General features: G+C 52.4%; 15 protein-coding genes. 6 read left to right on the plus strand and 9 right to left on the minus strand.

What is annotated here, in order from left to right; genetic code table 11:
• Positions 1-19: 19 nt before the first annotated feature.
• From ACR0MP_RS15435 to gntH, 7 genes are all read right to left on the minus strand, one after another.
• Entirely contained in the window at positions 20-1,129 is a 1,110-nt protein-coding gene (locus tag ACR0MP_RS15435; protein ID WP_170791980.1) for an HlyD family secretion protein, read from the minus strand.
• 40 nt (positions 1,130-1,169) lie between these two features.
• The gene (locus ACR0MP_RS15440; protein ID WP_480893818.1) at positions 1,170-1,871 is read right to left on the minus strand and encodes a hypothetical protein; all 702 of its coding nucleotides are present in this window, start codon (positions 1,869-1,871) and stop codon (positions 1,170-1,172) included.
• On the minus strand, positions 1,868-2,761 hold the full coding sequence (locus tag ACR0MP_RS15445) for a bile acid:sodium symporter family protein (RefSeq protein ID WP_480887161.1): 894 nt from the start codon (positions 2,759-2,761) through the stop codon (positions 1,868-1,870). The genes ACR0MP_RS15440 and ACR0MP_RS15445 overlap by 4 nt, the downstream gene beginning before the upstream one ends.
• Entirely contained in the window at positions 2,761-3,186 is a 426-nt protein-coding gene (locus ACR0MP_RS15450) for a YidH family protein (RefSeq protein WP_480887162.1), read from the minus strand. Before ACR0MP_RS15450 ends, ACR0MP_RS15445 begins: the two co-directional genes overlap by 1 nt.
• A gap of 20 nt (positions 3,187-3,206) precedes the next feature.
• Positions 3,207-3,554, minus strand: a complete 348-nt coding sequence (locus ACR0MP_RS15455; protein ID WP_152456707.1) for a DUF1622 domain-containing protein — start codon at positions 3,552-3,554, stop codon at positions 3,207-3,209.
• 5 nt (positions 3,555-3,559) lie between these two features.
• Positions 3,560-4,588, minus strand: a complete 1,029-nt coding sequence (locus ACR0MP_RS15460; protein WP_480887164.1) for a CobW family GTP-binding protein — start codon at positions 4,586-4,588, stop codon at positions 3,560-3,562.
• Between the two features lie 78 nt (positions 4,589-4,666).
• The gene (gene gntH, locus ACR0MP_RS15465; protein ID WP_152456705.1) at positions 4,667-5,962 is read right to left on the minus strand and encodes a guanitoxin biosynthesis MBL fold metallo-hydrolase GntH; all 1,296 of its coding nucleotides are present in this window, start codon (positions 5,960-5,962) and stop codon (positions 4,667-4,669) included.
• 495 nt (positions 5,963-6,457) lie between these two features.
• Between gntH and ACR0MP_RS15470 the strand changes: the two genes are divergently transcribed.
• The gene (locus tag ACR0MP_RS15470; protein ID WP_480893819.1) at positions 6,458-7,765 is read left to right on the plus strand and encodes a tetratricopeptide repeat protein; all 1,308 of its coding nucleotides are present in this window, start codon (positions 6,458-6,460) and stop codon (positions 7,763-7,765) included.
• Between the two features lie 273 nt (positions 7,766-8,038).
• Here ACR0MP_RS15470 and ACR0MP_RS15475 read toward each other — a convergent pair whose 3' ends face one another.
• Both ACR0MP_RS15475 and ACR0MP_RS15480 read right to left on the minus strand, forming a co-directional pair.
• Positions 8,039-9,220 carry an MFS transporter gene (locus ACR0MP_RS15475; protein ID WP_480887166.1) on the minus strand — a complete coding sequence of 394 codons (1,182 nt, stop codon included), beginning with the start codon at positions 9,218-9,220 and terminating at the stop codon, positions 8,039-8,041.
• Entirely contained in the window at positions 9,217-9,969 is a 753-nt protein-coding gene (locus ACR0MP_RS15480; protein ID WP_480887168.1) for a DeoR/GlpR family DNA-binding transcription regulator, read from the minus strand. The genes ACR0MP_RS15475 and ACR0MP_RS15480 overlap by 4 nt, the downstream gene beginning before the upstream one ends.
• Before the next feature lie 85 nt (positions 9,970-10,054).
• Between ACR0MP_RS15480 and ACR0MP_RS15485 the strand changes: the two genes are divergently transcribed.
• From ACR0MP_RS15485 to ACR0MP_RS15505, 5 genes are all read left to right on the plus strand, one after another.
• Positions 10,055-10,435: a VOC family protein gene (locus ACR0MP_RS15485; RefSeq protein WP_480887169.1), complete on the plus strand. Its 381-nt coding sequence runs from the start codon at positions 10,055-10,057 to the stop codon at positions 10,433-10,435.
• Between the two features lie 147 nt (positions 10,436-10,582).
• Positions 10,583-10,774: a hypothetical protein gene (locus ACR0MP_RS15490; RefSeq protein WP_480893821.1), complete on the plus strand. Its 192-nt coding sequence runs from the start codon at positions 10,583-10,585 to the stop codon at positions 10,772-10,774.
• A gap of 195 nt (positions 10,775-10,969) precedes the next feature.
• Entirely contained in the window at positions 10,970-11,566 is a 597-nt protein-coding gene (locus ACR0MP_RS15495; RefSeq protein WP_480887172.1) for a hypothetical protein, read from the plus strand.
• Between the two features lie 182 nt (positions 11,567-11,748).
• Complete coding sequence (locus tag ACR0MP_RS15500) at positions 11,749-12,300, plus strand: La RNA-binding domain-containing protein (protein ID WP_480887174.1); 552 nt, start codon at positions 11,749-11,751, stop codon at positions 12,298-12,300.
• Between the two features lie 607 nt (positions 12,301-12,907).
• Positions 12,908-13,222 carry a hypothetical protein gene (locus ACR0MP_RS15505; protein WP_480761297.1) on the plus strand — a complete coding sequence of 105 codons (315 nt, stop codon included), beginning with the start codon at positions 12,908-12,910 and terminating at the stop codon, positions 13,220-13,222.
• Positions 13,223-13,415 lie beyond the last annotated feature (193 nt).

Below are 13,415 nucleotides of genomic sequence, written 5' to 3' on the forward strand. Positions count from 1 at the left end.
CCTTTTGTCGAATTTGGGCTCAGATGTAGTTGAGTTTCTTGTTGATCCAAAACAGGATTTCCGCCAGCACTGAGATTGCGCCAGCCCCTTCGGTTATTACCAAAGCGGTTCCTGACACACCAAGCTTTGCACGATCAGACGGAAGGCCTTCTGGGATATCGATAGTTACAATGTAGCTCGACGCGCCTGTAAGTTCGCGCATGCTAGGCAGCCCGCCTCTCGTATCCAACGCGCCCTCTCGTGTTCCCGGAGGGATTGACCGTATTGTGGTCTCAAATTCCTGACCTGGCATAGTGCCCAAAGCAATCCGGATCGTATCGCCAACGGCCACGTTGGGATAGCTGCTTTGCGGCAACGCCGCAATGAGCAGCCGATCTGAAGGGAGTAGAAAATTCACGGCGCCTTGTAAAGTCGTAACACGATTGCCTGGGCGGAGTGAGAGCGCCGTTACAACACCGTCATCCGGCGCTCGAACGACCGTCTGCTGCAACGCCCACTCAGCTTGGGCCAGCGCCTCCTGAACTTCAACGACACCGACATCGACTCCGTCCACCTGAGCCGCGATGCGTCGTTCGAGGCTCTGCCTACGCGCTTGTGCTGCTCGCAGCCCGGCTTCAAGTTGCTCAATCGTTGAAACGGCTTCCTGCAATTGGAACTCAGCTGCAGCACCGCGTCCGGTAAGCTGGACGATGTCATCGCGACGCTGCACACCGAAAGAAAGTTGGGCTTCAAGAGAATCAATTTCTGCAAGCGCCGCCGCATAGTCTGTCTGTAACTGGTCTGCTGCGGACTGTGCTGATGCGAGCGAGGCTTGAAGTCGGGCAACTTCAGCCGCGTAGGTGGTGTCATCTATTCGAAACAACACATCACCCTTCGCCACCGGTTGGTTTGCCGTGACCGCTACTTCAGTGACTGGGCCGGATACGTTCGGTGCAATGTTGATGACAGCACCTTGCACGGACACAGTCCCGGATGGTGTCGTGTGGTTTAAGGCTCCAACAACAACCAACGCGATGACCAAAGCTCCACCGTACACGACTGTCTTGAAGAACCCGTTCCAAGGCAGGATTTTGAGCTTCGCAAAAACCAGCCAAACAATACCAAAATAAAGACCGAGAATAATGAGCATCGTGAATTGCCCTCACCGTGTTTCTTTTGTTCAGTTGCCGTCAAAACTCGTGCGTATAGCTGATACCAACCAGATCACGTGTTCCGAAAGTGTTGTCGATATGGCTGCCAAATACGCTGATGCTGTCGTTCGGCGACGCATTGAAGGTAACGCCGGCACCAACGGTGTACCCAGAGTAATCGTTGGAACCGGCAGATGGGACACCACCCGTCTTCACAACCCATCGTTCTGACAATGGCTTGAGGCCAAGTATACCGATATAACCGCCCTTGCTGGCAATTTCAGCGGGAAAGGCATCAGCAAACTCAATATCGCTATTGCCGATCCGACCGTCGGTATAGTTTGCTCCCAGTGCCGGGAACAAAAGCCATCCTTTAGGCTGAAAGCCCAACGCGGCAAGCGGCACAAAGGTCCCTATGGCGTATTGCGTTTGTTTGACGCCACCTTCCAGCTCTTGCTCGGACGCTGAGAAATTAACTATTCCAAAATCGAAGAGATAAGAGCCACCAACGCGCCACTGATCGTCTTCTGAGACCGAGACGTTGATCTTCGTTACGGGCCCGAAAGCAACCGAGCCGAATACAGTGCCAAAGTCACTATAACGAACGCCGATTTTCGTTACGATCTTTGTCGGATCATCCGATAGTTTTTCGTCTTCTCCGGTCTGAGCCCAAGAAGTGGAAGCAGCAATAGCGAGCATGGTTGCAAGATATTTTCGCGATGTCGTTCGCCCAATCGTCATGCATTGGTGCCTCTGTCATCACTACCAGATTGGCTATGCCGTTTTCTTGCCACTGCGCAGGCAATAGTGAATACAAGGTTGATTGGAACCATCAGCATCATGAAGGCCAGAACGCTCGTTGAATAGGCCGGATCAAAGCAGCACGCATCCACAAGTAGATAGACAAGACCGACATTGCGAAGGTTTGTGCAGGTCGCAAGGACCTGCCGATACTCCTTATTCTCGCCGCCTAAAAACCAGCCGAGCGCCATTAGGGACAGAATGAAAACCAATATCGCGATCAGGCTCGAAGGCCCCAATCCAACAGCGGCTTCCTGCCGGATGCTGATGCTTGCTACGACAGATGCAATGAAGGAGACTGTCGATATAAGCATCGCCGGTTTGTAGATATGCTCGGCGACATCCGGGTAAAATCGTCGGATCAAAATCCCAAGAAGCAAGGGAATTCCGATCACACCCACGATGCGGATCATTAGTTGGTCCCAAGCGACACGTTCCAGCGCGGCGGTTGGCAAAACGACCTGAGCGGCCGACGGCGCAAGAACCAAGCCGATGATTGAAAGTAAAACCAGCAGGGCCCCGGCCGCGCTGACTTGTCCCGGCGCTTTGGTCGAAAATTGGACCGCGTTGATGCCGCCGGGGGCGACTGCCAACAAAAACAAAACGGCGCTAACTGATCGTGGTAGTGGGAAGACCCCGATAATCAGGATTGCAATGACGGGCGGTATGAAGACATTTGCAGCAAGAAGGCGCGTTAGTCTTTCACGTTCCAGAACCGTTGCACCCATTTCGCGCAGCGTTGCACTCATCCCGATGCAAAGCATGGCTAGAGTAATGAAGATATGGATGAATAGGGTGACGGATTGCTCAAACGGCAGCGGCGACTCCATCACAGCGGTTCCACATTCCAAAGGATGCTGATCGTAGCGTAAATAGCGACCGCCAAGATCAACCCGGCTGAGACCAGCGCAGGTGAAATCGGAAATGGCTTTCCGGAGATATCAGAGATCCGCTTAAGAAAAGTAATTTGCTGTATGATGGCGACAGATAGCATTATTACCGCCAGTATCAGCATGAATAATCCGACAAAACGTGCATGTTCTATCGGAACCTCTTCCAACCCAGGTACATCAGTCAAAATTCTGAATAGTGCGGGTATAGAGAAGCCAAAACCAACGAGCGACGTAGCCGTTCTCATATATCCCATGGTCGTCCTGTCCGAAGCGAGCCGGGACCGCTCGAACGCCAGATCTGTTCGTTCGCCGGCCAACTGATTGTTAGAACGCTGCGGCATGTCCTCGTCGTCAAATTCCATTGGAGGCCTCAGTTAGAAAATCAGGTTTCACTTGGTTTATCCTCGACTCTCTCCTCGCGAATTTCCCGAACGAGGAAATAGTCGAGAAAGGTTCGGACGAAGGCGATGGCTGTCAGTTTCGCCAATTCTTCGATTGTTGGGTCTGTTGCAGTCGCTATAATATCCGCGCCTAGTTGCAGTTCGAGCGCCACAATCAGGTATTTTCCAAGGATGCGCCGTGCGACAGGCTCGGCATCCGACTTCCGATGCATAATGAACGCTCGTGCAAAGGCGATGCCTCCAGCAGCAACAACGATGACGCTCGCCGCTTCGAATAGAACCTGGATGTAGCTCGCCGCTTGAACGATCAGGATTTCCAACTCATGCATGGTAACTATCCTGTTGCGACAGTTACAACTTCGCTATTTTCGTTCCCGACAGACGAACCAGAGCAAGCATCGTACAACTCACACAAGTGTGCTTGATCAAGAGTTGTTTTGTGTGCGATGGCAACGATCCGGTTTGCCGGATCCTCGCCCCCCCAAGGGCGGTCTTTCGTCAACTCGACCCGCCGCCCGACAACTTGCAGCAAATAACGGCTGTTCGGGTCGTCATCCAGGTAAACAAATCCCTTGCAGCGATAGATATTTGAAGGCAGTTCTCTCTTGATCATTCGTTCCAATGCTTTGCGCTGCAATGGCGCGTCGCGCGTATAACTCCAGGTGCTGAAGAAAGAACCGTGATTGTGCTTATGATGATGTTCGTGGTCGTGGCTATGCGCTTGATCAGCCATTGCGCGAGAAACATCGAAACGACCGACAGACAGCAGGATTTCGAGTGGAACGTTACATTTGACGGCAGGAACGATGCGAACCCTTGAGAAGAAGCCGTCTATCCACCTCTTTACCTTTGCAGTTTCCTCGACTCCTGCCAAATCAACTTTGTTAAGGATTACAAGATCCGCAAATCCGATCTGCTGCAGCTTGAGCTTGGCAAGGTCCGGGTCGTCATAAGTAAAGACTTGATCGGCGTCGACGACACACGTCACACTGTCAAGCCGTATCAGATCGCGATATGCTGAATCCACGAAGGTCATATAGATGCTTGCCGGATCTGCAACTCCGCTGGCTTCAAGCAGTATGTACTCAATGGGATCATCACGCTCGATCAACGCTGCGACCGACTCAACGAGATCATCTCGGATTTGACAACAGACGCAGCCGTTCGCGAGGCTAATCATCCCATCTTCGACGTCGACAACCAGTTCTGCATCGACATTGATCGAGCCGAAATCATTCACAAGAATGCCAATTTTCAACCCATGTTCACCCTTTAAAATCCGGTTCAGCAGAGTAGTTTTTCCCGCACCCAGAAACCCTGTTAGGATCGTCAGCGGGACAGGTTCTTTTGGGGCGTTGTTCATGGCTACATCCTTTTGCAAGAACTGTGATCGCGCCGCGTGGCTAAGAAACGCGGCGCTTATTTTTAGTCAATAATCAGATCAATCCGTATGATCGCGCGCAGCAATCAGGGCGTGGAGGTCGAAGCGGAAAGTTTCTTCGTCGTAGTGCTGCGTCAGTGGACGGAGTACGTCCTCAGGCATGTAGAGGGCCGGATCTAGTTCCCGTTCCCGCAGGAAGGCATCCTGTTGTTCCTCACGCGGCAAACGCGGTTTCGGAATCTGAATGTAATCCGGCATCTCGCCATCCGGGAACGGTATCGTTCTGGGATCTGGTGGCTGCATCGCCGGCATTTCCGGACGCAGGGCCATACGTTCCCAGATACGATCCTTTGTGACGTTGATTACCTTGGTGTCTGGTCCACCAAAGAGGAATAGACCATCCCAATGCGCGCGAATTTCCGCGATGGCTTCGCCCGCCGATTCCTCGGTGTAGTGGCAGATCACACCGGCCCGAGGTTGAATTTCGTTCATCAGATATCCCGCCGCATAGTAGGGCGTGTGGTAGGTATCCAGAGTGAATTCCAGAACTTCTTTGGGCGTGCCGTATTTGTAGTTGAGTAGTTGCGGTAGATCGGCTTGTCCTTCGGTCACGAAAATATCGCAGCCTTTCGCAAACTCGATTGTGCTTTCATCAGGGCGCCCGTCGCCTGTCCAGACAAAGGACAATCCGGCTTCTTCCCAATCCACGCGATATGCTGACGCACCGCTTTTCACGTGGCTTCGCGCCCAGTGTGTGACTTTCAAACCGGGTTCTTCCAGAACCACACCGCCTTCGTCTTTGTAGTCGAACTCAACAACTTCGGTGTCGTAGCCGGCGCCAATCGGGCAGTGGTCAAAGTTCTCAAGATGCCATGTCATCATCTCATGCATCTTGTCGACCATATATTGGGTGCCCGTCTCTGGCCGGTCACCTGACGGGCCGAAAATGCGCAAACCGTTGCGCCAGCCTCCCGACCATGCGCGGAACGGCATGAAGTAGGGCAAGTCTGCATAGTGGTCGACGTGCAAGTGGCTGATGAAGATGTCGCGCACCATCGGCGGCAAAATGCCAAGCTGAATAATATTCCTTACGCAGCCATTGCCGAAATCAAAGAACAGGCGGCGCGGGAATGGAGTACCGTTCCCCAGCTCCAAGACAATGCATGTGCCGGACTGTACCATCGTCGGAGGCCAAGGCGTGCTACCCGGAAAACAAATCCGCATCTCGCCTTTTGGCAAAAGCTCGTTGGGTGGGAAAAAGTTGTTGCTTGTACAGCCGGGTGTCGGCCGGAAATACTCCGGCAGCGTAATGCCACCGCCGGGGCGTTGCCCGTAAGGGTTGCGTGATTGGCTCATTTTTGGATCCTCCGAGAGTTTTTTTGGTGCACAGTTTTTTGTTTTTTCTTGGTTCCTGAAGACAAGGACCTGCGTTTCCTAACCATCGCCGATATCAACTAGCATCGCTGAGCCTCTGCGTAAGTCGTCGAATTTCGGACAGCAGCTCGTCTCGAACAGTCTCCCATTCTTTTCGTACAGGAGACTTTTCTGGTGAGAGGGCTACATGCTTAAGAACTTCATCAAGGTCTTCCACCGCCTCACGTACATTTTCGTTCCTTAGCGCTCGGGACAGAGCCGCCTCGGAATACTCAGGTATGAGGGCGTGGAGTTCCCTGCAGTTCATGGTTGAGTGTGGCCTTTTTGTATTCACTTTAGCCAATATGTTAGAAGGTGGGCGGAGCGGAAAGAAAGTGAGTTACGGTGAGCTAGGGGTGAGTTCAGCTTAGATTCAGAAAGGCGGGATGGTCATTAAAACACTGAAAAAAATAAGAAAATGGATGTGAGTCTGAGGAAATGATAGAGGCTGAAGAAATTAGGCGAACACTTGAGCGGGTCCTTTCATCCGCAGAGTTTGCTGGCTCACCCAGGCTGCAGTCCTTCCTAAGATACATTGTCGAACAGGAACTTGACGGTCACGGGCGCTCCATAAAGGGCAAAGTTATCGCGACAGATGTCTACGATAAGGAGCTTGACGAGACCGGTGGGGCACTAAACCTCGTTCGGGTTGAGGCCCGTCGCCTTAGGCGTGCCTTGGAGAACTACTACAGTGACGCGGGCAAATCAGACCCTTTACGCATAACTATGCAAACCGGGGGGTATCGACCACAATTTGAACCATCCGTCGCGACGAAGCCAAGTAGCGGGCAAAGCCAGTCGGCATCATCGCACTCTGGCGGTTTCTGGCGTCGCAAATTCCTGTTACCGCTCATCGGAACAACGCTTTTGTTGGCATGTGTCCTAGGATATTTTGGACTACGCGGTTCCCAATCGAACACACAGTTCGCAACCAATAAAAACCCCGCAGAATTGGCTGCGCTTCGGGAGAAGTCATTCACCAGTGTTCAGGCTGCAAACTTAGCTGAGCAAACACGGGGATTGTTTTTTCCTTTGTTCGACCTCCGACGGCAAGCCATTAACTTGGAAACGTTTCGGTATGTGATTGACCTCGATCCGCAACTTGCTGCAGGTTATGCGGGTTCGGCCCAGGTGCTCACACTTAAGTCACTTCTGACAAGCGATGCTGACGCTTCAACCGCTTTAGTTGCTGAAGCTTTGGAAATGGCAGAACGCGCTACCACGCTAGATCCCTTGGATGGTTGGTCGCAAGCCGCTCATGGCTGGACCCTTGCTGTGACTGGAGATAGTGAAGCAGCGCTTAGACGTGCCCGAATTGCCTTGGATCTTAGCCCTCAAGACGGACATACTTTGGATCTGATAGGCATCACGGCCCTAGTTGTAGATGATCCTGTGTTAATGGCCGAAGTTTCTAATCCACAACGGTCTCGACTAGGCGTGGGTCGTTTCGCATACAACAACATCTATGGGGCTGCACAACTTATGTTGGAGAACTATGGTGAAGTCATCGATGCCTTTTCCAAAGCAGCAGAGCGAGGCCATCCTGTGAGTCCGCCAAGCCTCTTTTTGCTCGCCACCGCCTATCACGAAACAGGTAATACTGTGGGGGCGGAGAAGGCAATTGTCGAATTGCTGGACACTTGGCCAGACTTCCCTGCCCGCAGCGTCGTAGAACGTTTTTTTGTGAAAGATCGTGAGACTCGTTCACGTGTGCTATCCGTGCTTGATCTTTATTCACCAAGTTGAGTTAGCGGACGTGAAGCGAGCCGAAGGGTTAACAGCCTTAATACTGTTGTTTTCGCCGCCCCAGTCGCGAGTACTCATACGCTTTTTCTCCGAGCCGTTGCGCGCGATCAGTTGGGAAAACCAGAATAAGCAAAACGGCTCGTCGCTAAAATGCGTAAGGCATGAGTTTTCGCCGACAGGATTTTCCACAACGACGTCAATACGCGAAATATGATACTGGAAACACTACATAGATAATGATGAAACGTATCGCGGCTATTGCCTATGTTGGGTTCAGACTTTTGCCACCAGTCTCGCGAAAATCGGAACAGATACCATTAGCAGCGCAAGCATCCAGAAAGCCGTCGCCAGCGTCGATGCCCCAGATATGAAACCAATCAACGCTGGCCCCATAAGGATGCCCGCGTATCCCGTAGTAGTAACCGAGGCGATAGCAATCCCAGGTGGCATCAAGTTTTGACGTCCAGCAACGCTGAATAGGATCGGCACCAAATTTGCGGCTCCGAGCCCGATCAAGACGAACCCAAGCAGGGCTACAACCGAATTGGTCGACAGAAGAATGCTCGCGATCCCAATGATCGCGAGTGATCCGCCAACCATCAGAACGAGATATTCGCCACATCGCTCAACAATTCGGTCACCAGTCAGGCGGGCCAGTACCATCGCGATTGAGAACAGGATATAGCCCACGCCAGCGCTCTCGGGTTCGGCGAGTTCAAGATCAATGATCAGAAGAGCGCCCCAATCCAGCAGGGCACCTTCGACCAAAAACGTGATTGCGGCCAAAATGGCTAATAGCAAAACAATCCCACGCGGAACGACAATGGGTTCCGGATCTTTGCCACTGACCTCCAAAAACCGGGAGCGGGCCAGCAGCATAGAAGCCAACGCCACGATAGCCCCCAGAATGGAACAAGTCAGCACTGGGATGGAGAATGACAACAACAGTGTAACCAAACCAGCTCCGAAAAACCCACCAATGCTGAATTGGGCGTGAAAGTTCGACATAAGGGGGCGACTTTCGATAGCTTCAATTTCCGCGCCATGTACATTCATTGCAACGTCGATGGTCCCAAGTGACGCTCCGAAAACGAATAAAGCTGCACCCAAAGCTATTGGCGTTTGCGATAGTGCCAGAAGGGGAAGCATGGCGATCAAACCATAGCCTCCAAGCAAAATAAGTGGACGCGCTCCACTGCGCGCTGCCAAGACACCGGTAACCGGCATGGCTACTATGGATCCAAATCCAAGACAAAGCAGGAGTAACCCAAATTGAGTTTTGTCGACGTCAACGGATTCTTTGAAAAAGGGGAAAAGGGGCGCACAACAGGCCAAAGAAAAACCCGCAGTAAAAAAGGCCAAACGTGTGGCTAAACGCGCCGAGTTTGTAGCCGAATAATCAGTCGGCCGGCCAATTCTCGGGGTCAGTTCACTTACACGAGAACTATCGCTCATTTGGTCACCACACGCGTATGGGATGCGATCAAATCTGTTGTCGCGTTGTGTGAATCTGTGACAACAGCATCTATCTCTAAGAGCGCTACTGTTCGATGACGGGCTCTGAGGCCGATCTTCGCGTGACTAGTTACAACAATAGTGCGGCTTGCGGCGCGGTGCATTGCCTTCTTCATCATGGCTTCTTCTGCATCGTCCGAGCTTAAACCGAACTCAGCATCCAAACCGCACGCTCCCAGAATGGCAACATCTGCCGTGACATCCCCAACCCGTTCGATTGCGGTGCCTCCTGTCGCAATGCCGCCTTGCGGCCTTAGGCTACCACCCAAAACATAGACCGGAACGTTCATTTGCTGGCAGGCAATCGCAATCCAGGGCGACGGTGTGATCACAAGGCGACCCTCTTCCTGGGGCAGGTGTTCGACTATGGCAAGCGTTGTAGTACCTCCATCGATCAGGAGTGTCGCCGCACTGCCGATCTCTCGGATAGCGGCTGAAACCAGCTTCCGGTTAGGCGCAACATCTCCCGATAGTCTTTTATGCAACGGCGGTGCCGGAGTGGATAAAGGCACTGCACCACCGCGAACGCGTTGGGCCTTTCCCTCTGCTTCGAGGGCGAGAATATCCCGCCGGATCGTATCAACTGACACGTCAAATTCTAGAGCAGCCTCGACCGCAATGACTTGCTGACCTTCCTGCAAGCGCCGAGCCAGTTCGAGTTGTCGTGTGTCTGGGACATTCAGATTCATGCAGAAACCTTCAGGATATTGCAAAAAACCGCATATGCTGTTATGCGACGTCCGTCAATACTGAATAGATGCGAGCGAGATTGGGATGAAATTGAACCACGTTGCTCTTTGGACAACAGACTTGGAGCGCTCCTCGAAATTTTGGGTAGAGTTTTTCGAAGCGGAACTCAGCGACCGGTATGAGAGTGTGAACCGCCCCGGCTTTGCCTCCCGCTTCGCCACGCTGCCAAACGATGACGTTCGCATCGAACTAATGGAAGGACCATGGGTAAGGCCTCGCTCGCACGAGGAAGGTGGCTGGGCACACGTTGCATTTTCAGTAGGTGGTGTATCGAAAGTTGATGAGGTCGCAGATCGCTTCAAACACGCTGGGCTGTTAGTGTCCAAACCGAGGCGAACGGGCGACGGGTATTATGAAGCAGTGGTTCGATCTCCGGAAGGTCTCATGGTGGAGATCGTCGAATGAATTCACTTATGGTCAAAAGCGTTTTTGTTTTTTTGCCGTCAACAGCAAAGGTCCAATGCTTCTTAGCCTCTACATGATGTTCCTCTGGATGAGTTGATCGCAGAGTTGCAAGCTCGTCGCAAAGAGGGTCCGGAGGTCTGGCTTGCATTGCGCAAAATGATTTTCGAGCAAATCGCCGATTTTGCACAGCGTCCGGCCGACGCGCCCAAATGGCGGGATGAATGGGTCAAAGAGAACACCTGGGATCTTGTGACTGACGACGATGATGTCGAGATCACTGATGGTAGCGGCAACGTGTTCGACGACCTCGGGATCGAAGACCCAAGGAAGAAGAAGTAGTGATGGGCCCCGAGCATTACAGCTTGATCTTATCCGCCGTGATCGTTGTCGCGTTGGCGGTCTACGTCAGACACATCGTCCGCACCGCTGGAAAAGATCGCGAAGTCGATCCAGAGCGAGTTCAAAGGATCATGCGAGATCTGGACTACAGCCACCTGGACCGAGTGATGAACCGGCGAAGGAAGAGGTAGCGGGATGTTGAAGGTGGTTGTCTATGTTGGTGATCAAGAGGTCGCCCGAGCTGTGGCTGAGAACGCTTCAGATCTGGCTGACGTGTCTAATTACGATATCCGCATGAATGAGAGGGCATCTGAACAGCTCGGTGTTGAAGAACGAGGCCTTGGCGGCAGAATCGAAGACCACCCACGAAATCAAACTGTTTGGTCGCTTGTTCGCAAGATCGCAGACCTTTGGCTTGCAGGGACTGGTGCTGGTGAAGAAAGCGCTCAGGCAAAGCTGCTGCCGTTGATCCGTGAGTCCATTCGCGAACCAGACGAGAGGATCGAAAAGGCATCGAACCAGAATGACGATTGGAATGCTGTGATCAAACAGATTTCTGATGACGAGCCGTATTCCCTGGGCTTCTACGCTGACAAATTTGAGTCGTGGACAGCGGACGAGATTGAAGCTCTTCGATGTGATGTGGTTGAAACAGCTACAGAGGAGGAACTACTGGCCGAGATCGAACGCCGGCGAAGAGCTGGTCTAATGCCCAAGGAGGCCTCGAATGATGGCTTCTCAGATATGGTTGATGATCTCTGGGGCAAACTCGATACAGACCCAGACCGCTAGTACAGTTACCTGCCGCCATTACCCAATATTTTACATACGAAGTCTTATATGGCGACTGTCGTTGTAGTAGTGCGCGCTTCTTGTAAGCGCCTCTCCTGCTAGGAACCAAACCAATCGCGGGCTGTAGAGATGGCCGAAGGAGCATTGCTCAGGGAGTTGACGCCAACGACCTGGACAGTTTTGTGAACCGCTTGCGAAGTTTCGGGCAGTCCATTTCTGAACCCTCAGAGGGTGTGTTGGGAATTGCCAACGCGGCTGAAGCCTTGAAAGCGCCCGCTGTCAGGATTGTCGAACTGTTGCTCCAAAGGCAACTAACTGGAGTTGAGCTTCTCGACGAAGAACTGCGTTACCAATCTGTACTTGTTGACGTGGCAGAAGTGGGTGAAAAACTCGGTTGCCGAACTGGTTCTCCCGGGAAATCGATTTCGGATGTCGCGCGAAAGCTTGGCCTTTCTGCCACCTCAGTCGACTTCCTTCTACGAACTCCACCAGACGGAATGGAACCGGTTCTGACAATTTGCGGACAAACTAGACACATGGGGCAGATGCGTGATCTTGTTAGCCCTGCTAGCGTGGACCGTTTCAAGGTGGACTACGAAAAGATCACCGACGTTGCGACGAGAATGGCAACAACAGTTCCGGAAGCCCGAAGGAAGTTAAAATCTCGAGGGATCTTGCCAGTTTGGGAACCCAAAGCGGCAGGAGTGGAGCTCTACAGAACCTCAGAATTCTAGAAGAACAAAAAGCTGAAGTAGCAGCCGCCCTTTGGGGCGGCTTTTTTGTTGCCCAAATTTTTTTGTGGGCGACAATGAGTTGTCAAGATGGGCGAAGTGGCCGCGGTATGACCAATGGTGATGTTAAATATATATAAAAATCAATATTTTAGATTTTGGCGGCTGCCGATTATGGGTTATTTATGCCCAACGGAACATCTGCAATCAATCAAAGTCGGCTATCTTCGCGGACTTCGGATCGAAGCGAACTTAGCGCGGTGCGCCAGACGTTCACCAACATTCGACGAAAAGTATCAATATGAGGCTGTTCTTTAGCAACATTTTCGTGATTGCTACATTTCGGTCTCTTTTCCGCCCATTTTTTCGTTGATACACAAGCACAGTTACTTGTGGGATGAGTAAAAGTGCGGGCGGACAGATGAGAACCGGTTATAACGGTCGAATAGCAATATTTTGGACACAGACGGAAGTTGACGGGCTTGAGGCGGCGCCTTTGGCCCACTTGTGCGTTGGTAGCTCTTGGTCCTGGAGGGGGCGAGGGGTCCAACTCGCCGCAAGTGCTGACCAAGTTGCGCTGCACGCAGGCTCCACCGGTCTTGGATCTATATTGGCGGCCAGAGCCAGTTTCGCCAACCCCGGCGAGATCAACGAAAGTGCCAAGATCGAGTTGTCAAACGGGGCTCAGACTTTCGTTGCCGAGCTGGTGCGTGAGGTGAACGAAGCGTCTCTGGTGCTTGTGTTTGAGGATGGATGCCCTGAGCCTGATCAAGATTTCTGGGTCAGTTCGGCAGCTTCGCATATTGAACCTGTTGAGATTGACAGCGGTTATGACGACAAGGTTGTCGTGTTCCCGGCGGCTCGCGCAAATGCAAGTTCAGTGCCGGTAAGTCTGTCAAATACTGCCGGTTGGGCCGCTGAATAACGGATACTTCTCAGAAAGATTCCAACTCTAAGCAGAAATCCTACCCTTTGCTTGCTGTGGCGTGTTGACTCTGGCCGAAGCAGGGATATAAGCGCGGCTTCATTGGTGTTGGTGGCCCCCGCGAGGGGATGCCTGTCATGGGGGAAACCTCAAGAGGACAACGCCCTTCATAGTGGCCCATCGGGGCCTCGAT

It is taken from the genome of Ruegeria sp. K3, from assembly GCF_056531845.1.